This is a genomic window from Pseudomonas sp. OVF7, from assembly GCF_030644265.1.
Taxonomy (GTDB): Bacteria; Pseudomonadota; Gammaproteobacteria; order Pseudomonadales; family Pseudomonadaceae; genus Aquipseudomonas; species Aquipseudomonas gorinensis.
The window spans coordinates 3,023,841-3,047,376 of the sequence record NZ_CP128996.1 but is presented as its reverse complement, the minus strand read 5'-3'; the positions used below and the strand labels follow the sequence as shown (position 1 = coordinate 3,047,376).

General features: G+C 62.6%; 19 protein-coding genes and 1 pseudogene. 13 read left to right on the top strand and 7 right to left on the bottom strand.

The annotated features are described in order from the left end of the window. Positions 1-63: 63 nt before the first annotated feature. Entirely contained in the window at positions 64-1,026 is a 963-nt protein-coding gene (locus QU606_RS14065; protein WP_304998471.1) for a GlxA family transcriptional regulator, read from the top strand. A gap of 250 nt (positions 1,027-1,276) precedes the next feature. Next, the gene (locus QU606_RS14060; protein WP_304998470.1) at positions 1,277-1,810 is read left to right on the top strand and encodes an NADPH-dependent FMN reductase; all 534 of its coding nucleotides are present in this window, start codon (positions 1,277-1,279) and stop codon (positions 1,808-1,810) included. 63 nt (positions 1,811-1,873) lie between these two features. Here the strand turns inward: QU606_RS14060 and QU606_RS14055 are convergent, their stop codons facing one another. The 5 genes from QU606_RS14055 to QU606_RS14035 form a co-directional block, all read right to left on the bottom strand. After that, the gene (locus QU606_RS14055; protein WP_051448915.1) at positions 1,874-2,908 is read right to left on the bottom strand and encodes a S9 family peptidase; all 1,035 of its coding nucleotides are present in this window, start codon (positions 2,906-2,908) and stop codon (positions 1,874-1,876) included. Positions 2,909-3,062: 154 nt separating this feature from the next. Further along, a complete protein-coding gene (locus QU606_RS14050; RefSeq protein ID WP_168233534.1) occupies positions 3,063-4,583 on the bottom strand; it encodes an MDR family MFS transporter in 1,521 nt (506 codons plus the stop codon). Next, the gene (locus QU606_RS14045) at positions 4,573-5,700 is read right to left on the bottom strand and encodes an HlyD family secretion protein (protein ID WP_304998468.1); all 1,128 of its coding nucleotides are present in this window, start codon (positions 5,698-5,700) and stop codon (positions 4,573-4,575) included. Before QU606_RS14045 ends, QU606_RS14050 begins: the two co-directional genes overlap by 11 nt. Beyond that, the gene (locus QU606_RS14040) at positions 5,697-7,148 is read right to left on the bottom strand and encodes an efflux transporter outer membrane subunit (RefSeq protein WP_304998467.1); all 1,452 of its coding nucleotides are present in this window, start codon (positions 7,146-7,148) and stop codon (positions 5,697-5,699) included. Before QU606_RS14040 ends, QU606_RS14045 begins: the two co-directional genes overlap by 4 nt. A gap of 107 nt (positions 7,149-7,255) precedes the next feature. Then, positions 7,256-8,005 carry a helix-turn-helix domain-containing protein gene (locus tag QU606_RS14035; RefSeq protein WP_024074440.1) on the bottom strand — a complete coding sequence of 250 codons (750 nt, stop codon included), beginning with the start codon at positions 8,003-8,005 and terminating at the stop codon, positions 7,256-7,258. Between the two features lie 157 nt (positions 8,006-8,162). Between QU606_RS14035 and QU606_RS14030 the strand changes: the two genes are divergently transcribed. The 3 genes and pseudogenes from QU606_RS14030 to QU606_RS32950 all read left to right on the top strand — a co-directional run. Further along, a complete protein-coding gene (locus QU606_RS14030) occupies positions 8,163-8,963 on the top strand; it encodes a glucose 1-dehydrogenase (RefSeq protein WP_304998466.1) in 801 nt (266 codons plus the stop codon). Next, on the top strand, positions 8,956-10,782 hold the full coding sequence (locus QU606_RS14025) for a glycoside hydrolase family 15 protein (RefSeq protein WP_168233532.1): 1,827 nt from the start codon (positions 8,956-8,958) through the stop codon (positions 10,780-10,782). The genes QU606_RS14030 and QU606_RS14025 overlap by 8 nt, the downstream gene beginning before the upstream one ends. 380 nt (positions 10,783-11,162) lie before the next feature. Beyond that, a pseudogene (locus QU606_RS32950) lies at positions 11,163-11,274 on the top strand (alpha/beta hydrolase); the annotation flags it as partial. Here the strand turns inward: QU606_RS32950 and QU606_RS14020 are convergent. Next, complete coding sequence (locus QU606_RS14020) at positions 11,271-12,239, bottom strand: GlxA family transcriptional regulator (protein WP_041160887.1); 969 nt, start codon at positions 12,237-12,239, stop codon at positions 11,271-11,273. The pseudogene QU606_RS32950 and the gene QU606_RS14020 sit on opposite strands and share 4 nt — an antisense overlap. Positions 12,240-12,329: 90 nt before the next feature. On the opposite strand from QU606_RS14020, the gene inhA reads away from it, so the two are divergent. Continuing rightward, positions 12,330-13,010 carry an isonitrile hydratase gene (inhA, locus tag QU606_RS14015; protein WP_304998465.1) on the top strand — a complete coding sequence of 227 codons (681 nt, stop codon included), beginning with the start codon at positions 12,330-12,332 and terminating at the stop codon, positions 13,008-13,010. A 93-nt stretch (positions 13,011-13,103) separates the two neighbouring features. On the opposite strand, the gene QU606_RS14010 is transcribed toward inhA, so the two are convergent. Further along, positions 13,104-13,733 carry a LysE family translocator gene (locus QU606_RS14010; RefSeq protein ID WP_304998464.1) on the bottom strand — a complete coding sequence of 210 codons (630 nt, stop codon included), beginning with the start codon at positions 13,731-13,733 and terminating at the stop codon, positions 13,104-13,106. Between the two features lie 663 nt (positions 13,734-14,396). Between QU606_RS14010 and QU606_RS14005 the strand changes: the two genes are divergently transcribed. From QU606_RS14005 to QU606_RS13975, 7 genes are read left to right on the top strand one after another with little or no spacing between them, the layout of a single operon-like run. After that, positions 14,397-15,836 (top strand): undecaprenyl-phosphate glucose phosphotransferase, encoded by a 1,440-nt coding sequence (locus tag QU606_RS14005; protein WP_024074433.1) that lies wholly within the window; start codon positions 14,397-14,399, stop codon positions 15,834-15,836. Further along, on the top strand, positions 15,836-17,296 hold the full coding sequence (locus tag QU606_RS14000; protein ID WP_304998463.1) for a mannose-1-phosphate guanylyltransferase/mannose-6-phosphate isomerase: 1,461 nt from the start codon (positions 15,836-15,838) through the stop codon (positions 17,294-17,296). Before QU606_RS14005 ends, QU606_RS14000 begins: the two co-directional genes overlap by 1 nt. 1 nt (position 17,297) lies before the next feature. Continuing rightward, positions 17,298-18,209, top strand: a complete 912-nt coding sequence (locus tag QU606_RS13995; protein ID WP_102624316.1) for a glycosyltransferase family 2 protein — start codon at positions 17,298-17,300, stop codon at positions 18,207-18,209. A gap of 29 nt (positions 18,210-18,238) precedes the next feature. Then, positions 18,239-19,015 (top strand): polysaccharide biosynthesis/export family protein, encoded by a 777-nt coding sequence (locus QU606_RS13990; protein ID WP_069075627.1) that lies wholly within the window; start codon positions 18,239-18,241, stop codon positions 19,013-19,015. Between the two features lie 14 nt (positions 19,016-19,029). Beyond that, positions 19,030-21,021 carry an exopolysaccharide transport family protein gene (locus QU606_RS13985; RefSeq protein WP_304998462.1) on the top strand — a complete coding sequence of 664 codons (1,992 nt, stop codon included), beginning with the start codon at positions 19,030-19,032 and terminating at the stop codon, positions 21,019-21,021. Continuing rightward, positions 21,021-22,211 carry a glycosyltransferase gene (locus QU606_RS13980; RefSeq protein WP_168233531.1) on the top strand — a complete coding sequence of 397 codons (1,191 nt, stop codon included), beginning with the start codon at positions 21,021-21,023 and terminating at the stop codon, positions 22,209-22,211. Before QU606_RS13985 ends, QU606_RS13980 begins: the two co-directional genes overlap by 1 nt. Further along, positions 22,201-23,529, top strand: a complete 1,329-nt coding sequence (locus QU606_RS13975) for a cellulase family glycosylhydrolase (protein WP_024074427.1) — start codon at positions 22,201-22,203, stop codon at positions 23,527-23,529. Before QU606_RS13980 ends, QU606_RS13975 begins: the two co-directional genes overlap by 11 nt. The last annotated feature ends 7 nt before the right edge of the window (positions 23,530-23,536 follow it).

Here is a 23,536-nt window from a genome sequence, read left to right as displayed (position 1 = left end):
TGGGCCAGTTATCTCTTCAGCGCATAAGTGACCGATTCGTCTGTTTTCGGGCACAATCGGACAATGTACGATTTCACTATTCTCATCTTTCCTGGGGCGTTCGCTTCAAGCGTCGCAGCGACCCTGGACATCCTCGGCACCGCCGCAACACTTGCGCAACGGCACGGCCTTGCCGTGCCACGCTGGCGAGTTTGTGGGCCGCAGTCGGGGCTGGTTGTGCTAGGGCACGGCATGCACCTGTTGGTTGACGAACTGACAACAGACGTCGAGGACAACTCCTGCTGGGTCATTCCAGGCCTTGGCATCAGCGACTTCGACACGCTGCTGCAGCGTCTTGAGGAAGACTGGGTACGTCAGATACTGCCGGCGCTGAAGGCTCATGCGGATAAAGGCAGGGAGATTGCAGCGTCGTGCTCGGCGGTCTTTCTCCTGAATGCCGCAGGATTACTCGATGGTCGACAGGTAACGACCTCCTGGTGGCTCGCCCCTTGGCTGTCGAGCATCGCGTCTGACTGCATTGTCGACCCCAACGTCATGGTGCTCTGCGACCCACCCTTGACGACCGCAGGCGCGGCCTTCGCGCAAACTGACCTGATGCTGCACCTGCTGCGCAGACGCCTGTCGCCGGAGCTCGCCGACTATGTGGGCAAAGCGCTTCTGCTCGACGGCCGACAGCTACAGTCCCCCTTCATCAACCCAGCAATCATGGCCCAGGGCAATACACTGGTCGCTAACCTCACCGCCTACATCGAAACATGCCTGCCCCATCCGCCCAGTGTCCCGAGCCTTGCAGCGTACGCCGACATGTCTGAGCGAACGCTGTCCCGACACCTTCGAAAAGCTACCGGCCTTTCAACCCAATATTTGATCCAGCGTGTGCAACTCAACCGGGCCCGTGTGCTGCTGGAAACCAGCAGATATTCCGTTGAATCTATCGCCGAACAGGTGGGATACCAGGATGCCACGGCCCTACGGCGACTTGTGCGCCGCCTGTTGAACGCCTCCCCAAAACAACTGCGCCAGTAGTCCGCAGACTTGCACGCCAGCGTCAGCCAAGCGGGCGCTGCTTATGCGCTCGGTGCGATGACGGGTTCGCCTATATATCCGACCAACCCTCTCCCTGAATCCAATGAATAGATTTTCATCCTGTAAACACATTCGTTCGTAGCCGCAAGCGGGAAGAACATGTCCATTGCCGCATGGCTATGCCGCAATGGTGCATGCGGTTCGGCTCGTGCGAAACTTCACCGCTTGATGAACCACGAACGGTGCTGAAATGGTGCGTTTGCTTGCTGTCTCGGGAAGTCTGCGTCAGGCCTCCTCCAACTCAATTTTGCTACAAGCAGCGGAGCGTCTATGCCCCGAAGGGGTATCGGTCGCACAGTACGACGGTATCGGTAAATTGCCTCACTTCAACCCGGATCTGCTCGAGGATCCCCCCGAGACAATCATTGAGTTACGCTCAATTATCGGGCAAGCGGATGGGCTGTTGTTTTCATGCCCCGAGTACGCTCGAGGTATTCCCGGCGCATTCAAAAACATGCTCGATTGGCTCGTGAGCAGTGAAGAGTTCCCAGGCAAGCCTGTCGCGCTTTTCAACGCTTCACCCAGAGCCAGTCATGCGCAAGCCGCATTGCGGCTGGTCCTGGATACGATGTCCGCCCGCGTCATCGAGGAGGCGTCGATGTCGGTTAACCTCCTGTCCAGCGAGTTGAGCCCCGAGGGCATCACCACCGACCCGGTGATAGGCCCTCTGATTGTTACTGCGCTCGACGCGTTTAAACGGCACCTCGACAATCAAAACCCTTGATGCTCCTGCATCGCTTGCCGAGTGGTTGGCCGCATGCAGTCGAACTGCTAGCAGCCAGCGCATCTACTGGCCGGATCTTGCATGAACCCACTCGTTTATCGTTTCAAGGGCGCCTGGTGCGTAGGCATGACGACTTTCCATCAGGAACCTCATCGTGGTGAACCAGGACCATTCGCTGGTGAGTTGGGTGTTGTAAGACGCCGCCCTCAGTAGCCCATGAGTTGCATCCGGTATGACTTCAATCCGGTTGGCTGGATGGTTGCCCCCAACTGTCTTTCGATAGAGGGCTGGGTTGGCTTCGGGATCGACATTCAGATCGTCCGCCCCCCACAACGCAAGGAGTGGTATATCGAGTTTTTTCAAGGCGCTGGTCGCATCTTCGTGCACATTTCGCCGTACAAAAGCCCATCGTTCTGGGCTTATACCGTCCAGAAGAGCAGCCGACGGCACCTGCGAAGAGGCAAACAAGCGATCATCGGCGGCGGCCATCTCAGCCATCGTTGTGTCAATGTCACGCTCGGACATCCCTGTGCGTTGCAACCGCGTCCGAGTGTAATAATCACCTTGCCGTTGCCAGGATACCGCACCTCCGACAAGCACAAGAAAGTCCGCCTCACCCGACGCAAATCGGGGCAGTACCCAGCCGGCTTGAGAAAACCCAAGCGCACCGACAGGGATTCCTTGCAGCTTACTGCGCAAGGCGGACAACGCGCTGCGCGCGTTCACGTAGCGATCAGCCATGGACTGGCTGAGCCAATTCCCCTGCGACGCCCCAATGCCTGGTTTATCCCACGAAGCAACCGCGATACCTGCATCGAGAAGCGCATTGATGAGGGGATCGTAACCTTGCTGCGACGTGCGATCCTGGGGGCCATCTCCGTGAACCAGAACGACTGCCGCTGTCGCTGCGTGGTCAGGAAGCCAGAGCGTGCCGGCCAGGCGCAGTCCATTTGCGTCGAATGCAAAAGGTTCGCTGGCCCTGCGATCCAGACCATAAGTGTCAAGCCGCGCGAGAACCACCAAAGCGATAGCCACGATGAGACAGATGACAAAAATCAACCTTGCGCGGTAACGCTTCATCCAGATTACTTTGTGCATCGTCACTACTTTTTTCCTTTCAAGCGTTTCGGCTAACAGGCTCGAATCGCAGTGCCACTCCCTTAAGCAGTGCATGCATTAAATAACGCGCAACCTATTGATTTTTAAGATCGAAAAGCATCACTTTCTTGAGGGCCTTCACTGGGGTCGAGATTCAACCGCGCCGCAACATTAACGCCGCCACGGCACACAGCGTCAAGGCCACACATGCCAGGTAGAACGCATCGCTGTAGGCCATCAGGAACGCCTGGTGATGAATGCCCTGATCCAATATCTGCAAGGCCCATTGCTGGTCCGGTAATTGCGCCTGCAACACACCCTCACCGGGCAAGCGTTGCTGCAAGGCCGGGTCGAACACCGTGACTGACTCATTGATGCGTGCCGCATGCACCCGCTCACGCACCACCACCAGTTGCGCCAGCAGCGCCGTGCCGACGGCACCACCCAGGTTGCGCAGCATCGAAAACACCGCCGACGCCGAGCCAGCCTCCGCCTTCGCCAACCCCTGCACGGCGAGTACTGACAAGGCCACCATGATCAGCGGCTGGCCGATGCCGCGCACGACGATCGACGGCACGATCACATTGCTGGCACTGTCGGCCGATAGATGAGCGCCCATCCAGCAGCCCAACGCCATGATGGCGAAGCCCGAAGCGACCAGCAGCTTGGCGCTCAGCCACTTCATCAGCCGTGGCAAGAACGGCGCCATCACCAGTTGCACCAGCCCGTAGAGAATCAGGCTTACCCCGATTTCCCGCGCGTTGTAGCCCTGCAGTTGCGACAGGTAATTGGGCACCAGGAACACCAGGCCGAAGGTGCTGGCGCCGAAAATGAACATCGCCACACTGGCCACCCCGAAGTTGTAATGCCCCAGCAACCGCAAGTTGATAAACCCGTGCCGCCCTCCTAACTGACGGGCAACAAAGCCGATCAACCCCACCACCGCCAACAACGTCATCCACACGATGAACGGCGAGCCGAACCAATCTTTGCGCCCCCCCTCCTCCAGCACGATTTGCAGCGCACCGAGGCCCAGCACCATGCAGGCGATTCCCCACCAATCGCCCTGGCGCAACAGCTTCAGTTGCATGGGCTGACGATCGATGGACCAGGCCACCGCCGCCAGCAACGCGATACCGGGGAAGAGTTGAAGGTAGAAAATCCAGCGCCAGGAATACATGTCCGTCAGCCACCCGCCCATGGAAGGGCCGGCGGCCTGGGCCACGCTATTGGCCAAGCTGAACAGCGCCATGCCCAGCGGCACCTTGCTGGCCGGCAACTCGGTGATAATCAGTTGGAACGACAACGGAATCAGCACCGCCCCGGCCGCGCCCTGCACCACGCGGATCACGATCATGGTTTGCAGGTTTGGCGCCAGCGAACAGGCGACCGACGCCACCAGGAACAGGCCCGAGCCCACCAGCATCACGCGGCGCAGCGAGAACACCTGCACCAGCCAGGCCGTGAGGGGGATCATGATGATTTCCGCCACCAGGTACGCGGTGGAAATCCACGAGCCTTCCTCGAACGTCGCCCCCAGGGCGCCTTCGATTTCCGGCAGCGCGGCGCTGGTGACATGCACGTTCATGCCGGCCATGAAACAGCCAAACAGCCCGCCGATCACGGCCACCCAGGCACGCAGCGAGACCTGGGGCGAATGCGCCTCAGCCTCCATGGGAACGCTCCCCGCGGGTATCGACCGTGGCGATCACCGACATGCCCGGCAGGATCGGCGGGCTCGCGCCGCCCCGCTGCACCAGGCGGATCTTCACCGGAAAACGCTGGACGATCTTGGTGAAATTGCCCGTGGCGTTGTCTGGCGGCAACAGCGCAAACACGGCGCCGGAACCGGGGGCGATGCTGTGGACTTCACCCTGCCAGTGCTGGCCACTGAAGCTGTCCACCGCAATCTCCACCGCCTGCCCCGGTGCCATGTGCTGCAACTGGGTCTCCTTGAAATTGGCGATCACATAAGCCTGGGTCACCGGTACCACGGCCAACAGCGGCAGACCCGGCGTTGCGTATTGCTGGCGCCGCACCTTGCGTTGCCCGACCACGCCGTCAAAGGGCGCACGGATGGCGGTATCGGCCAAGGCATTGCGGGCCAGGGCCAGGCTGGCCTGGGCTTCGCCAATATGCGCCTGGCGCTCGAGCAACTGGGCCTGGGCTTGCTGTCGACGCGCCTGGATAACTTGCGCCTGCGCCTGCTGGCGCGCGACCTGGGCACGCGCCTGGGCCAGCGCCGCCAGGGCTTGGGCCTGGCTGGCGCTCACGGTTTCCAGGTGCTGCGCGCTGGCCACCTGTTGTGCCACCAAGTTGCGATAGCGCTGGTAGTCCAAATGCGCCCGTCGCGCTTCAGCCTCACCGCTGTCGAGGGCTGCACGTGCTTGAACGATGCGTTGCTGTTGTTCGCTCAATTGTGCGTCCAAGGTGTCCAGGCGTGCCTGCTGCGCGGTGACCGCCGCATGTGCTTGCTGCAACTGCGCCTCGGCACTGTGCAGGCGCTCGGTGTAATCCCGTGCATCGATACGCACCAGCACATCTCCGGCCTTGACCGCCTGGTTGTCGTCGACCAGCACCTCGCTGACATAACCGGCCACCCGCGGACTGATTGCCACCCAGTCGGCGCGCACATAGGCATCATCGGTTTCCTCCAAGTATTGGCCCAGGTTCCACCACCAGGCGCCAGCCCCTACGACGCCCAGCAAAGCGGCGACTGAAACAGCGCTGACCAGTGCCCGGCGATGACGCTGCATCAACGTAGGAGGAAGGACTTCAATTGCCTGGTTCATGGGCGAGCTCCGAGGGTATTAACAGTGAGGGAAGACGCCGGATCGTCACGCTGCCAGCCGCCACCCAGGGCCTGGAACACATCGATCTGACGGTTGATCAATTGCAGGTCGACCTGGGCCAGGCGCGCCTCGAGGCTGACCCGGTTGCGTTCGCTGTCGAGCAGTTGCAGGGCATCCAGCCCACCGGCCTGGAAGCCACGCCGGGCCAGGTCGAAGGCGCGACGGCTGTTATCGAGAGCGTCGGCAACGGCCTGGCGACGCTGCTGTTCGCCCTGGTACAGGGCCAAGGCTTGCTCGACTTGCTTGAGCGCGCCCAGCACCGTGGCATCGAATTGCGCGAGGGCCTGGTGGGTCTCGGCCTGGCGTTGGCTGATACGCGCATGGGCGATCTGCCGGTCGGGAAACTGCCAGGACAGCAAGGGCCCAATGCCGTACACCACAGCGTCAGCATTGCCCAGCTTACCCAGGCTGGCAGCCGAAGAGCCCAACATGGCGCCAAAGGTGATACGCGGATAAAGCTGCGCGCGGGCAACGCCCGTGGACGCTGTGGCTGAACGCAACCGCGCTTCGGCGCGACGGATATCGGCGCGCCGTTGCACCAGGGGCCAGCCCTCGCCCACTGGCAACGGTGCCTGCAATTGCGGCGCCTGGGCACAGCGCAAGGCGATCACCTTTTCCGGGGTTTGGCCGCTGAGCGCGGCCAGTTCATACAGCGCGCTCTGGCGCCGGGCAGTGAACATGGGCAAGGGCGCGCGGGTCTCCTCCAGCAAGCCCTGGAGGCGCGCGACGTCCAGTTCGGTGGCGGCACCGGCGTGGCGCAAGCGCTGGGTGATGTCGACGCTCTGCTCCAGCAATTGCACCGAATGGCGTTGCACCTGCGCCTGTTGCGTGTAGACACACGCCTGGGCATAGGCCCTGGCGGTCTGCGCCGCCACGGTCACGCGCCACTCATCTTCCATCGCCCGTGCCACCTGGGCATCGGCGCGGGCGGCGGCAATGCGATAGCGCACCGCGCCCCACAGGTCCAGGGTGTAGCTCAGGGAAAATTGCGGGGTATGGCTCCACTGTCCATCCGCTGACTGGCCAGAGGCCTTGGCCAGGGTCTGGTCATCACGACTGCGCCCATAGTCCAGGCCATAGGACAACGTCGTCGAGGCACGGCGCTCACCTTCAAATTGCTGCAACTGCGCGAGCAATGCATCGACATGGGCACCGGCTGCCTCCAGGTCTTTGTTCTCACGCAGTGCCTTTTCCACCAGGGCATCCAATTGCGGGTCGCGGTACAACTGCCACCAATGGTCGGGCAGCGCGTCACTGGTTTCCACCGACAAGCGTGGCGCGGGCTGCGCGGTGACCTGGGTCGACGGCACGTGGCCGCACGCGACCAACGCACTCAACACAACCGCGAGCGGTGTGCGGTGTAAGGCGACAATCACAGAGCTGGGCATCACAAGGCTCGTTCAAGAAAGGGCCTTGCAGCATAGGCAGTCGCCCCACGGGTTTCGCGCGCGCCCAGGCCATGTGTCGTCGCCGGACAGACACCGGGATGAGCGAATCAGGCCCCCGGGCGGAAATGACTCGGCGGGTAGCCCATCGCTCGCCGAAACATCGCACTGAAGGCGCTCGGGCTTTGATAGCCATGCTCCAGCGCCACCTCCAGAATGGAGACGCCCTGGGCCAGCAATTTCAGGCTCAGGGCCAGCCGCGCGCGCTTGCGCCATTCGCCAAAGCTCATGCCCAGTTCGCGCTGGAAAATCCGGCTCAGGGTCCGTGTACTCATGTTCAGGATGTCGGCCCAGGCTTGCAGGCTGCTGTCATCGGAAGGGTTGCGGATAAAGTGCGTGCACAACCGCGCCAACCGCGCTTCGGCGGGCACCGGCACATGCATCGCGACCACGGGCGCCGTGAGCAGCTCCATGCGGATCAGCTCGATCATCGCCTGCATGCGCGGGCTGTTCTGCCCGGCGATCAAGGTGGCGGCGACGATCAGTTCGCGCAGCAGCGCCGACACTTCAATCACCTGGCACACTCGGCCCAATTCGGGCTCTGCATCCGGCGCCAGGAACAGTGTGCGCATATGCACGTCACCGGCCATGCGAATCTCATGGGCCGTCCCCGCGGGCACCCACAGCGCGTGCCCGGAAGGCACCAGCCAGCTGCCTTGCGCGGTGCTGACCAGCATGACCCCGGAGACGCCATGAATCAGTTGGGCTTCGGCATGGCAATGGGCGTGCACCACCTCATCGTTGTGGTAATTGTCGGCATAGGCTTCAAGCCACGGCCTGGGAGACGATTGGGCAGTCATGGGCGGGTCTCGCGTCAACAGGCCCTGAGTCTAGCGAAAAGCACGCTGGCGAAAACGATTGAAAGAGACAGCTGTCGTCGCGCTCAAGACATCCGGTGAACTTCCGCGCCGCGCCGCCAGTCAGCTGAAAGGACTCTGACAATACGGTGGATGGTCGATGCAGATTTCATTGCAGCAACAAGTGGCCCTGGTCACCGGCGCCAGCTCCGGCATCGGTGCCGGCGCAGCCAAGGCCCTGGCCGCTGCCGGTGCGGCCGTGGTGCTCAACTACAACGCCCAGGCGGCACCCGCCGAGGCCCTCGCCGCACAGATCAATGCCGACGGCGGCCGGGCGATTGCCATCGGTGGCGATGTGTCCAAGGAGGACGACGTGGAACGCCTGTTCGCGAAGAGCCTCGAAGCCTTTGGCCACCTGGACATCCTGGTGGCCAATTCCGGCCTGCAAAAAGACGCGAACCTGGTCGACATGAGCCTCGACGACTGGAACACGGTGATCGGCGTCAACCTCACCGGCCAGTTCCTCTGCGCCCGCGCCGCCGTGCGAATTTTCCAGCGCCAGGGCGTGCGTGATGGTGTGTCGCGAGCGGCGGGCAAGATCATCCACATGAGTTCGGTGCACCAGTTGATCCCCTGGGCCGGGCATGTGAACTACGCCGCGTCCAAGGGCGGCGTGGAGATGCTGATGCGCACCCTCGCCCAGGAAGTCAGCGAGCAACGCATCCGCATCAACGGCATTGCCCCAGGAGCGATTCGCACGGCGATCAACCAGGCGGCCACTGAGGGCGCGGCGGAAAAAGAGCTGCTCAAGTTGATTCCGTATGGGCGTGTGGGCGACGTGGAAGACGTGGCCAATGCGGTGGTCTGGCTGGCCAGTGACGCCTCGGACTATGTGGTGGGCAGTACCCTTTTCATTGATGGCGGGATGAGCCTTTATCCGGAGTTTCGTGGCAATGGTTGATTTGAACAAAGAGCCCCAAAGCGCCATCGATGCCCACGGCATTATCGGCGACATGCGCAGCGCCGCCCTGGTGAACGACAAGGGCAGCATCGACTTTTTCTGTTGGCCTGAATTCGACAGCCCATCGATTTTCTGCTCGCTGCTCGACACCCCCGAGGCCGGCATTTTTCAACTCACCCCGAACCTGCCCGAGGCCCGCCGCGAGCAGATCTACCTGCCCGATACCAACGTGCTGCAAACCCGCTGGCTCAGCGACGAGGCGGTAGTGGAAGTGACCGACCTGCTGTGTGTCAGTGAAGCCGTCGACGACCTGCCCCTGTTGATTCGCCGAGTGCGAGTGGTCAGCGGAACGGCAACGATTCATCTGCGCTGCGCTGTGCGCCATGACTATGCGCGGGCGCGAACTCACGCCAGCGCCGATGAAAACGCCGTGCTGTTCACCGCTGATGGCCAGCCTGGGCTGCGCCTGGCGGGCAGCCATGCGCTGCAACTGGATAACCAGGCCGCCGTGGCGACGTTTACCCTCGGCCAGGAAGAAAGCGCCGAATTCATCCTCGGTGGCGAGGACGACCCCCGGGTCACCAACGCCTGCACCGACCTGTACCTGCAACGTACCCTGAGCTTCTGGCGCAGCTGGATCGCCCAATCGAATTACCGCGGACGCTGGCGCGAAATGGTCAACCGCTCGGCGCTGGCACTCAAGCTCCTGACCTCGCGCAAACACGGCGCAATCATCGCCGCCGCCACCTTCGGCCTGCCGGAAACCCGCGGCGGTGAGCGTAACTGGGACTACCGCTACACGTGGATCCGCGACGCCTCGTTCACGGTCTACGCCTTTATGCGCCTGGGTTTCATCGATGAAGCGAACGCCTACATGCGCTGGCTCAAAGGCCGGGTCAGCGACTGCTGTGGCCAACCGACCAAAATCAATATCCTCTACGGCATCGACGGCCGCCAGGAGCTGCCCGAGGCCACCCTTGATCACTTCAGCGGCCATGGCGGCGCGACCCCGGTGCGCATCGGCAATGAAGCCTTCGACCAGGTGCAGTTGGACATCTACGGCGAGTTGATGGACGCGGTGTACCTGGTCAACAAATACGGCGAAGCCATCTCCCACGAAGGCTGGAAACACACGGTGGAAGTGGCCGATCAGGTCTGTGAAGTCTGGAACCAGAAAGACGTGGGCATTTGGGAAATGCGCGGCGAGCAGCATCACTTCCTGCATTCGCGGCTGATGTGCTGGGTAGCCCTGGACCGCGCGATCCGCTTGGCCTCCAAGCGTTCCCTGCCGGCCCCGTTCGCGCGCTGGGACGAGACACGCCAGGCGATCTACGCCGACATCTGGAGCAACTTCTGGAACGAAGAGCGCGGGCATTTTGTGCAGCATATCGGCAGCACCGCGCTGGACGGTTCGATGCTGCTGATGCCGCTGGTGCGCTTTGTCGCCGCCACCGATCCGCGTTGGCTGTCGACGCTGGAAGCGATCCAGGACAGCCTGGTACGCGACGGCATGGTGTACCGCTATCGCAACGACGACAGCCAGATCGACGGCCTGCAAGGCACCGAAGGCGCATTTGCCGCCTGCTCGTTCTGGTACGTCGAATGCCTGGCCCGCGCCGGCCAGGTGGAAAAGGCCCATCTGGAGTTCGAACAGTTGCTGCGTTATGCCAACCCACTGGGGTTGTACGCCGAAGAGTTCGACAGCCAGGCGCGGCATTTGGGCAACACCCCCCAGGCGTTGAGCCACTTGGCGTTGATCAGCGCGGCGACATTCCTGGATCGCAAGTTGAGTGGAGAGAAGACGGTGTGGCAGCCCTGAGGTCGCCTGTGTGTGCTGGGGGTGTTGGCGCAGGAGTGGCGCTTGTCGCCCACGGCCCCACTGACAGTGAGCCGGTCCCCCTGCTGCACGGCTTCCCCTATCACTCCATAGGGATCTAAACAACGCTGGCTCAACGCTGAATGCCCGGCAGATGAGGCTGTTGTGGCGAGCGGGCTCGTCCCGCGTTGGGGCGCGAAGCGGCCCCATTACAGGCGATGTGTTTTTAACTGACACACCGCGGTGCCTGGTTTTGGGGCTGCTACGCAGCCCAACGCGGGACGAGCCCGCTCGCCACAGGGAGATGTGTCAGGGGCTGAAAAGTTGTGTAGATACCGGCGTTGGCCAAGGATCTGCTGGAACTCATGGATGGGCTGGCGATCCCCCTGGAGGACGACGACGTGGCGCACTTCAGCGGTGTCTATCGCGGGCCACAATATCCCCCAGGAAGCGCCACACGCGACCCTTGAAGCGCTGTTGGAATTGCTTGCCTAGGCCACTGGCGAAAAACGTTCGCGATAGGCCTGTGGCGTCACCGCCAAGGCCCGAAGGAAGCTGCGGCGCAGCGTCTCTTCACAGCCAAAGCCGCACTGCACGGCGATGCGCTTGATCGATGCCGTACTGTCCGCCAGTTGCCGGCGGGCAGTCTCAACACGGATCAACTCGACGGCACGCGCCGGGGTTTGCCCGGTTTCGGCACGGTAGTGGCGCACGAAACTGCGCTCACTCATGCCGGCTTGGGCGGCCAGGGTCGCGAGGGTCAGGTCGAGGGTCAGGTTCTCGGCGATCCAGGCGTGCAATTCGGCAAAGCGGCTGTCGCCCTTTTGCAACGACAAGGTCACGCTGAATTGCGATTGGCCGCCGGGGCGCTTGAGAAACACCACCAAATGCCGCGCCACTTCCAGGGCGACGGCGCGGCCCAGGTCTTCTTCCACCAGCGCCAGGCACAGGTCGATACCGGCCGTCACGCCGGCCGAGGTCCACAGCGTGCCTTGCTGGATAAAGATCGGGTTGGCCTCGACCTGAAGCGCGGGGAACTTGCGCGCCAGCTCGTCACAACGCGTCCAGTGGGTGGCCACGCGGCAGCCGTCGAGCAAACCGCTGGCGGCCAGCAGAAACGCACCGGTACATACCGAAGCCATGCGCCGGGTATGCCGGGATTTTTCCCGCACCCAATCCACCAGCGCCGGGTCTTCGGCGGCGCCGTACACGCCCCAGCCGCCGGCGATCAGCAGGGTGTCGCAAGGCTGGTCAACCGCAGGCAACGGCTCGGCCACCAGCGCCAGGCCAGCGGAGGTCATCACCGGTTGTGCCTGATCGGCGATCACCGTGACGGCATAGGGCAGCGGCAAACCGCGTTGGCGCGCCAGGTCATTGGCCGAGGCGAACACTTGCAGCGGCCCGGTGACATCGAGCACTTGTGCATTGTCGAAGGCGAGTACGTGAACAAGTCTGGGCATGATTGGCGTGATTCGTGGGCTCAATGGCGTATGCGCCAAAGCCTAGGCCTCTAGAGTGAAGCCGTCCACCCCTTTATCGGAGCGTCATTCATGACTTTGCAGATCGGCTTTGTGTTGTTCCCCGGCATCCAGCAACTGGACCTTACCGGCCCGTACGACGTATTGGGCTCGTTGCCGGACGTGCAGTTGCACCTGGTCTGGAAAGACCTGGCTCCGGTCATGTCCAGCACCGGGCTGGTCTTTACCCCGACCATGACCTACGCCGACTGCCCGAACCTGGATGTGCTCTGCGTGCCCGGCGGTTCCGGTGTGGGCCCGTTGATGGAAGATCCGCAAACCCTGGACTTCCTCAAGGCCCAGGCCCGGACCGCGCGCTACGTGACGTCGGTGTGCACCGGTTCGCTGGTGCTCGGCGCGGCGGGCCTGTTGCGCGGGCGCAAGGCGACGACGCACTGGGCCTACCACGACCTGCTCGCCCCTCTTGGCGCGATCCCGGTACAGGAGCGCGTGGTGCGCGATGGCAACCTGTTCACCGGCGGCGGCATCACCGCCGGCATCGACTTCGCCCTGACCCTGGCAGCGGAGTTGTACAGCGAAGCGGCGGCACAATTGGTGCAGTTGCAGATCGAATACGCCCCGGCGCCACCGTTCAATGCCGGCCGCCCAGACACGGCGCCCACCGCTGTGCTGGAAGAAGCCAACAAGCGTACGGTCGAATCGCGCAAGACCCGCGCTGAGATTGTGGCGCGGGCGGCAGCGCGCCTGGGTTGACGACGCGGCTCGCGGCCAGTGTGGCTTGTGTAGGGGCCTCGGTTGATCGCCAGCAGCGATGAGCAGGGGGACCGTACTTTCTTCAACAAGCCATCACGTCGGTCGGGCCATCAGCGCCAGGCGCACGGCCAACACCGTCAGCACCGTGGCCAGGCCCCACTTCTGCAGGGTGGCGGTGCCGGGGCGGCCGCTGAAAAACCGGCTGGCCGCCCCGCCAAACACCCCCAGCACCAGGTGAAACACGGCGGCGATGAAGGTCAGCACGCCGCCCAGCACCCACAGTTGCGTCGCGATCGGGCCTGCTTCGGGGCGCACGAACTGCGGCAGGAACACCACGAAAAACAACAGCGCCTTGGGGTTGAGCAAACTGTTGAGCATGGCCCGTACGCATACACGGCCCAACCGCACGCGTTCGACCTGGGTAGCTGCCCCACCGGGCTTTGCCTGCAAGGTCTTGGATACCAGCCACAGCAGGTAAATCACGCCGGCATAGCGAATCAAGTCGAATGACGGTGGCCAACTCGCGACCAAGGCCGTAACGCCCATGGCCGTCAATGCCGTCAGCAGCAGGTCCGCTGCGCCGATGCCCAGGGCCGAGGCCGCGCCACCGCGCCAGCCATGGGTTATGCCGTGGCTGATGACGAACGCCATGTTCGGCCCCGGCGATAACAGCAACAGCACAACAGCACCGGAAAAAACCGCCAAGGTTGCGAGATCTATCATGCTCGGCCCCTCCACCGGGAAAGCCCGTAGATTAAGCAGCGAAACTGATGCAAACAAAAAATTGTGCTGGATACAATCCCGCACGTACGGGTCATCGACTACAGCATGAATAACGTTTGGACGCTCACACTGCCGGGCACTCACCTGTTCGCCAAACACTATTATCAAACAGTGGGCACCGCTTCCCAGGACAACTTCCTGGATGAACCGCATCATTTAAGCGTAAGTTCCGCAGACAACTTCCGAACCAACGAAAGCCCGGCGGCTGGGCACTTTGTGCTCCTGATCAACCCATACTTGTCCCCTTTTCCTACCTCTCTTTGGAAAAGGTTCTCGCGTTAAACAGGAAAAATCTCACATTTGTTCCTACACTCAAAAACACACGCCATGACCGAGTGCCTGGACAAGGATCGTCAATAAAATGCCAAAAGAATATCGCCTAAAGCGTCTATCACAACACCTCCGCAACATCGTCAATTCGTTGACAGAGCACACAAAGGGACCACTCCTTTAGTCACCACCCCGCACATTCCACTCATATGAATGGGCGGTTGCGTTTTATCCAGAGTTGCCGTCGTTCGACGTTCCCTCAATAAAGTGGCCCGCCGCCTTATTGAATAAAGAACCGAACAGAGAAGTCTGGAGTGCAATGAGGGATGTTTTATGCCAGAGACGTCGTCCGTCGACAGCTTGTTTTTAACACGTGCGGGTTTTGTTGAATTTTTTGTTGTTTTCGTCAAATCGATCCATGGCCTGACGGCTATCCTGCCGCCGTTGGTGCTGGTATTTTTCATCGACCCGATGGCCCCTGAACTGCGCTCCCACTTTCTCGGCCTGCTGCTGTTTTTCGCGATCCTGACCATTATTCTGTTCCAGGCTCTCGGTATTTATTCCGAGGAACTGTTCAGCAATCGACTGCGCTTGCGCACCAAGATAAAGGCCTGGTCGGCAGCGTTTTGCATCCTGCTGTTCATGTACCAGATCCTGCAGTTTTTCCCGCAACTGACCCCGCGCAACCTGGTGTATTGGTACATCACCAGCCTGGGGCTGTTCTGCCTTGAGCGCCTGCTCATGCTGCGCCTGTACCGCCAGCTGATGCGCCACGGCATGTACCTGCAACGCACGGTGATCCTGGGTTTCACCGATACCGCCGTGCACGTCGCCGATCACCTGCAACGCAACGGCGATATCCGCTCGGGCCTGATCGGCTTTATCGATGACCGTACCGAGCGCATTCCCAAATCGTTGAGCAACCTGCCCTTGCTGGGCAACACCCGCGAGCTGGAAAAGCTGATCCGCGCCGAGCAGGTCAACCAGGTCATGATTTGCCTGCCCTGGGCGGCCGAACAGCGTATCCATGGGCTGGTCAATCGCCTGCGCCAGATGTCGGTGAACGTGATGCTGGTGCCCGACATGGCCGCCTTGCGCTATGGCCACAGCCGCATCAGCGAAGTGGGTGGCATCCTGATGTTCAACACCTCGCAGTTGCCACTGCGCGGTTGGTCGCCGGTGATCAAGCGCCTGGAAGACTGCCTGTTGGCAAGCTTGGCGCTGGTGGTGCTGTCACCGTTGATGCTGGCGACCGCGATTGCGATCAAGCTCGACTCCAGGGGCCCGGTGCTGTTTCGCCAGAATCGATTTGGCTACAACGACAACGAAATCCGCGTATTCAAGTTCCGTTCGATGTACACCGACCAGAGCGACTTCACCGCCGAACGCCAGACCACGCGTCACGACCCACGTATCACCCGGGTCGGACGCATTATCCGCAAGACCAGCATCGACGAGCTGCCGCAGTTGTTCAACGTACTGCTGGGCAACATGTCGATCGTTGGCCCGCGCCCCCACGCCACGGCCACCAAGGCCGCCGGTATTCCCTTCGAAGTGGCGGTGAGCGAATACAGCTCGCGGCACCGGGTCAAGCCTGGAATCACCGGCTGGGCGCAGATCAACGGCTACCGCGGTGAGACCGACACGCTGTTCAAGATCCAGAAACGTGTCGAGTACGACCTGGAGTACATCTCCAAGTGGTCGGTGTGGTTTGACTTGTACATCGTCTTCATGACGGTCCCGGCCGTCCTTTCCACCAAGGAAGTCTATTGATGAATCCCCTCGACGGATTAATTCCCTGCATCATTTCCGGTGGTTCGGGCACGCGGCTGTGGCCGGTGTCGCGGCAGAACATGCCCAAACCCTTCATGCGCATGCGCGATGGCCAGAGCCTGTTGCAGAAAACCTTCCAGCGCGCCAGCCGCCTGCCCGGCGTGCAGAGCGTACTCACGGTCACCAACCGCGACCTGCTGTTTCGCACCCTCGATGACTACCGGCTGGTGAACAAGGCGCACCTGCCCCTGGACCTGTTGCTGGAGCCGTTCGGTCGCAACACGGCCGCCGCGATTGCCGTGGCGGCACTGCATGTACAGGAGCATTTCGGCGACGACGCGCCGTTGCTGATCATGCCCGCCGACCACTTGATCCTCAATGAAACCGCGTTCGCCGCCGCCGTGAGCCAGGCCCGCGAGCTGGCTGAAGCCGGCTACCTGGTGACCTTCGGGATCCAGCCCGATCGCCCCGAGACGGGCTTTGGCTACATCGAGCAAGGCGAGGCCTTGAGCGCCGGGTATCGCGTCAAACGCTTTGTCGAGAAACCCGACCTGGCCACGGCCCAGGCCTACCTCGACGGTGGCAAGCACCTGTGGAACGCCGGGATGTTCTGCTTCAAGGCCAGCACCCTGGTCAACGAACTGACGACCTATGCTCCCGACGTCCTGGAAGCGGCCAGCGCTGCGCTGGCGCATAGCCAAAGCCTGCAGAATAAAACCTCGCGCCAGCGAGAGCTGGACGCCGATGCCTTCGGCAGCGCACCGGACATTTCCATCGACGTGGCACTGATGGAGAAATCCCAGCACGTGGCCGTGGTGCCTTGCGACATCGGCTGGAGCGACATCGGCTCCTGGGAAGCCCTGCGCCAACTCACCCCCAATGACGCCCAGGGCAACCAGGTCAATGGCGAAGCGATCCTGCACGACGTGCACAACTGCTACATCGACTCGCCCAAGCGTGTATTGGGCGCGGTGGGCGTGCGCGACCTGATCATCGTCGACACCCCCGACGCGCTGCTGATCGCCGACGCCCATCGCAGCCAGGATGTGCGCTACATCGTCGCCGAACTCAAGCGCCAGAACCACCCGGCGTACAGCTTGCACCGTACCGTGACGCGGCCGTGGGGCACCTATACCGTTCTGGAGGAAAGCCCCCGCTTCAAGATCAAGCGCATCGTGGTCAAGCCCCTGGCATCGTTGTCGTTGCAGATGCACCACCACCGCAGCGAGCACTGGGTGGTGGTCAGCGGCGCGGCACAGATCACCAATGGCGAGCGCGAGTTCTTGATCAACGCCAACGAGTCGACCTACATCCCGGCCGGGCACAAACACCGTTTGAGCAACCCGGGCATCATCGACCTGGTGATGATCGAGGTGCAGAGCGGCGAGTACCTGGGGGAGGACGATATCGTGCGCTTCGATGACATCTACGGGCGCGCGCCCCTCGACGTGAACAAATGATATGCGCACCGCGTTGATCATCCCGACCCGCAACGCCTCCAGTCATTTGGCGCGCCTGTTGCCCGCCCTGACGATGCAAACCCTGCAACCGGACGAGATGCTGGTGGTGGACAGTGCCTCCAGCGATGACACCGCGGCGCGCTTTCAGGCGTTTGGCGCGCGGGTCGAGGTGATCGACGCCAGCACGTTCAACCATGGCGGCACGCGACGCTGGGCCAGTGAACAGGTGGACGGCGACGCATTGATCGTGATGACCCAGGACGCAATTCCCGCCGACCCGCAGACCTTCGCTAATCTGCTGCACGAGTTGCAGGAAGACCCGCTCAACGGCGTGGCCTACGGCCGCCAATTACCACACCCCGACGCCGGTGTGCTGGGCGCGCAGTCGCGGCACTTCAACTACCCGCCCCAGAGCCGCAGCAAAAGCCTGGCCGATGCGCCGGAACTGGGGATCAAGACCTGCTTCAGCTCCGACTCGTTTTCCGTGTACCGGCGCAGCGCCCTGGAGGCGGTCGGCGGCTTCCCTGTGGATGTGATCGGCAGCGAAGACGCGTTTGTGGCGGCACGCCTGCTGCTCGACGGTTACAAAGTGCGCTACGCCGCCACGGCGCGGGTGTACCACTCCCACGACTACCGGCTGATGGATGAGTTTCACCGCTACTTCGACATTGGCGTGTTCTACGGTCGCGAGCCGTGGATCCGCGAGGCCTTCGGCGATGCCGGCGGTGAAGGTAAACGCTATGTACTGGCCGAGCTGGCGGCCTTGCGCAAGGCCGGTGCCTTGCACCGCGTCCCCGAAGTCCTGGTGCGCAGCGCGTTCAAGTTGCTCGGCTATCGGCTGGGCCAACTGGAGCGCCGCCTCCCCGTCGCCCTCAAGCGGCGCATCAGCATGTTCCCCGGCTATTGGAGGTGAGCATCATGACCTACAGGAGGTCCCCCTTGATGAAACGCACCGTGCTCGTCCTGGCCTTGATGGCCCTGACCGCCTGCAACACTCCCGCGCGTATCGTGCCACCGGACGACCAGACCGTCGAAGACGGCAAGCGCGCCCTCGAGCAGCTCGCCCAGTTGCCGCCGGCGGTGGAACGCATTCGCGTCGGCGACCAGTTGCGCATCGTGCGTGATGCCGGTGAGATGCCGACCCTGTCGGCGTTCAACGTCAGCACGATCTACGAGCTGACGCTGTACACGGTGCAGAACGACGGCAAGATCAACTACCCGTTCCTGGGGCCGATCCAGGTGGCGCGGCGTACGCCCGCCGAGGTGGCAGAGGAACTGACTGAACGCCTGGCGCCGGTGTACCGCGAGCCACGCGTGACAGTGAATATCAACCAGGCGCCGGGCAACTCGGTAATCGTCGGCGGCGCGGTGAACAACCCCACGGCGGTACAGATCGCCACGGCCAATACCCTGGAACAGGCGATTGTCGGTGCGGGCGGTGTCAGCCAGGCCGGCAACGCGAGCATGGTCGCGCTGCTGCGCGAAGACGCCCAAGGCGCCTACCACGCCTACTTCCTGGACTTCAGCCAGTTCCTCAAGACCGGCACCAGCGGGCGCAAACCCGTAGCCCTGCAACGCGGCGACGTGGTGTTCGTGCCCAAATCCAACGTCGGCGAACGCATCCAGGGAGTGGATACCTACATGAACCAACTGATCCCGTTCACCAAGTCCATTGGGGTTGGCTACAACTACACCCGAACCAGCAGCGGCAGTAACTGAAGGAGCGACATCCCATGATCGAGATCCGTTCTTTTCGTGACCTGCTGCGCCTGTTCTTCATCTTCCGGCGTGAGTTCAAACTGGCCGCAATTGCCGCGCTGGTGATCATCCTGCTGGGCGCTTTTTTACTGCCGGCCAAGTACGAATCCACCGCGCGCCTGCTGGTCAAGCCAGGACGTGATTCGACACTGCCGATCGAGATCAGCAACCGCCAGGCGTTGGTGATGCCCAGCACCCAGCGCGACCCGATTGTCGACGAGGAACGCCTGCTGACCGGGCGCCCGATCGTGCGCGCGGTGGCCGAGCACTACCTGGAAGTGATCAACAACGCGCCACCGCCGGAGGGCTTCTGGAAGCGCACCAAGCATTACATCAAGGAGGGCGTGGGCGCGGTGTTCGATGGCCTGCGCGTGGTACTGGAAACCGTGGGTGTGATTGAAAAAACCACCGCGGTGGAACGCCTGGCCGCCGGCCTGGAAAAGAGCTTTGAGGTGAGCCACGCCGCCGGCTCCACGGTAATGGACATCACCTTTACCTGGGGCGACCCGCACATCGCCCAGGCGGTGGTCAAGGCTTGGGTCGAGACCTACATCAACGAGCGTACCCAGGCCCTGGGGCGCAAGAGCCTGTACACCTTCTATGAGGGCCAGGTGTCCACCAGCGCCGCCGAGATCAAGCGCTACAAGCAACAGATCCTTACGCATTTGAACCAGATCGGCGCGGCGAGCATCACCGACCGCCTGGAAGACTTGTCCGAACGCATCAACGTGCTGCGCGGCGAAGTGTTCAATACCACGCGCCTGATCGCTTCCTCCGACAGCGCCATCGCCAGCACCCGCGCTCAGCTCAAGACCCAGCCCAAGGAAGTGACCACGGTGCGCCAGATCGCACTGAACCCGCAGCAGCAGGATTTGCGTCGCCTGCTGAACCAGAAGCTGCTGGAACGGGCCGACATGATGCGCACCTACACGGATAACGCGCCGCCGGTCAAAGCCCTGGATGCCTCGATACGCGCGATGCAGGCCCAGGTCGCAGGCGAAAGCAACACGGTGCAAAGCTCGGAAAACCGTGCGCCCAACACCCTGGAAATCCACCTGCAGCGGGTGCTGCTGGATGAGTCGAGCAACAACCTGGCGTTGCGTACCCAGCTGGTGCAGCAACAGAAACACCTGGCAAACCTTGAAGGCCAGCGCAAGCAAGCCCTGGAGATCGAACCGGAACTGGCCCGCCTGGCCCGCGAGCTGAGTGCCACCGAACGCAACTATGCGCTGTACGTGGATAACCTGGAAAAATCGCGCATCGACCGTGAGTTGGACAACAGCCAGATCAGCAACATCGCGGTGATCGAAGAAGCCACCTTGAACCCCGGCCGCACCTTCCCGAAAACCCTGATGATGTTGGTGTTGGCGATCCCGTTCGCCATCGTCGTCGGCCTGCTGGTGATCTACCTGTGCTACCTGCTCGACCAGCGCATCCACGACGGCGGCCTGGTAGAACGCAAGTTCGGCCTGCCGCTATGGACCACCCTGCCGGAGCTGGACACCAGCACCGCGCAAAGCACCAACGCGTTCAATGCGAGCATCTACCGGCTGTACGGTTTGCTGCAACTGGAGCGCATCGCCGAACACGGCATGACCCTGGGGCTGACCTCGGCGCGCCACGGCGAGGGGGTGACGTTCGTGGTGGAGCAATTGCGCCGATTGCTGCAGGAAAACGGCATCAGCGTACGCGTCGGCGGCGTGGAGCCGGCGGCGCCTGGTGAGGTGGTGCTGCTGGATGCCTCGGCGCTGCTGGACAACCGCGACGCATTCATCACGCTGCGGCGCGCGGACCTGATCGCGTTGGTGGTGGAAGCGCAGAAAAGCACGGTGCCGGTGGTGGAGCATGCGCTGTCGATCCTCAATACCGCATTCGGCAAAGTCGACGGCATCATCATCAACCGGCGTAAATTCGAAGTACCGGCCAAGGTGCTTCAAACCATCGCCAAGTACCAGGGGGCACTCTGATGCGCATCGCCCTGCTCGCACCTTTGCCGCCGGAAAAAAACGGGATCGCCGACTACGCGAACCATTTCAAGACGGCACTGGAGCAGTTGGGTGTGGAGGTGTTGACCCCGTTGAGCGGCGTGGCCGGCACTGGCGAAGCGATCCGGCAGGCCGTCGCCGCGTTCGACTGGCGCCGGGTGGACCTGGTCCACGCCGAATTGGGCGGTGGACGCCTGGGCGAGTTCCTGGCCCTGCGCGCACTGCGCCGGGCCTACCCCCACCTGGCACTGACCGCCACCGTGCACGACCCGGAACGCTTGGTCTGGCGGCGTGAGCACCTGCCCTTCCCGCTCAACCTGCTGGCACGTTTGCCCAGCCCCTTGCCGCAGGCGGCCGTGGTGCTGGCAGACCCGTTGACCTTGCGCGAAGAACGCCAGGTTGCCCAGGGCCTGACCCGCCTGGTGACCCTGACCCGACTGGGCGCCGAGTGCCTGAGCCAACGCATGCAACTGCCGGCGGGTAAAGTGGCGGTGATCAACCATGCCAACCTGTCCATTGCCGCGGCCCCTTTGCCGCCGCTGGAGACACTGCGCCTGCTGTATTTCGGTTTTATCTACCGAGGCAAAGGTATTGAGGACTTGTTGCAGGCCTTGGCCGCCGTGTTCCAGCAAGCCCCCGAATGGCGTGAGCGTATTCGCCTGACCCTGGCCGGTGGCACCGCCGCCGAAATGGCATTTGGCGCAGGCGGCAATTACCTGGAGCAACTGACCCGCCAGATCGCCGACCTCGGCCTGGCGGGAACCATCGACTGGCGACTGAACCTGCCGGCCAGCGAGATTGCCCAGACGATCCAGGCGCACCATGTGATGGTGCTGCCCTATCGCGAATCGAAAAAACTCGGGCTGCTGGGGCGCCAGCGTGGCACCAGTGGCGCGTTGTCCTGGGCGGCCGCCTGTGGGCGCGGCGCGATCACGTCGGATGCGCGGGCGTTTGCCGAAGAAGTCGCCAGCGGCAACGGGGCGATCTATCCCCAGGGCGATGTGGCCGCGCTGAGCGCGCAATTGTTGCGCCTGGCACACACGCCGTCGCTGGCTCGGGACTGGGCCGAACGCGCCGGGGAAATCGGCCGCGAGCGCCTGTGGCCGTTGACCGCGCAAAAGTTTGTACAGCTGTTCGATGAGGCCGTTGCAGGAGCCGACCATGGCGCGTAAACGTACCTGCCTTGCCACCCTGGCCGTGGTCGCCGCCCTGGGCCTGAGCGCGTTTTTGTGGGACCGCCAGGCCGACGCCGAGAGCCATGTGCTCAAGGGCAGCAAGGTGGTGGTGTGGAAGGACTTCCTGGGAGTGAACGCGCAGTTCCTGTGGTTTGCCCCTGAGCGTTACCAGAAGCAGATCGACCGCCTCAAAGCGCTCGGGCTGGAGTGGGTGCGCCTTGACCTGCATTGGGACCAACTGGAGCCGGCCGAGAACCAGTACCAGGTCGCGACGCTGGATCAACTGGTCGGCAAGCTGCAAGACAACCAACTCAAGTCGGTGTTCTACCTGGTCGGTTCGGCACCCTTCGCCACCACCGCGCCCGCCGGTGCGCCTTACCAGGACCAGTACCCGCCCAAAGACCCGAACGTATTCGCCAAACGCATGGCGCTGCTGGCCCAGCGTTACCCCAGCGTCGACGCCTGGCAGGTGTGGAACGAGCCGAACCTGCTGGGTTTCTGGCGCCCTGCGGCAGACCCGGCCGGCTACGCCACACTGCTTACCGCCACCGCCGCCGCGCTAAGGGCGGTCGACCCGAATAAACCGGTGGTGGCCGCCGGCATGGCGTTCTTCGGTGAAATGCCCAACGGCCAGAACCTGTTCAGCGCCCTCGGTGCCCTGGGCGTCGCAAGTTTGAACACGGTGATCGCCTATCACCCCTACACCCAATTGCCCGAGGGCAACGACCCCGCCAACCTGGACTTTATCGCCAAGACCCGCGCGCTCAACCAGGCCCTGCGAAACAGCGGCGTGCAAACCCTGTGGAGCACCGAATGGGGCTGGTCAACCTACACCGGGCCCAAAGACGCCCAGGACCTCGTTACCCTCCAAGGCCAAGCGGATTACGTGGTGCGCCGCCTGGCGCTGATGAGCGCGCTGGATTACGACCGAACCTTCCTGTTTACCTTGAGCGACCTCGACCCGCGCGCCAGCGTGCGCGATCAGTCTTATGGTTTGCTCGACATCGACGCCAACCCCAAGCCGGTCTACACCGCCTTGAAACAGTTCCTCGAGGTCAGCGGGCCAACGCTCACCCCCGGCGACCCGCCCACCACCGACGCATGGCCCGACGGTCTGTTCAGCATCGGCTGGACCCGCGCCGACGGGCGCAAGCTGTGGTTCTTCTGGTCGGCCCAGGGGGGTAACGCACACCTGCCAAACCTTGCCAGCGCAACCCTCTATGACCCGCTGCGCGGCACGCAAACCCCGGTGAGCGGCACCAATGGGCTGACCCTCCCGGTCAAGCCAAACCTGCAAATTCTGTTATGGGATTGAGGCCAGC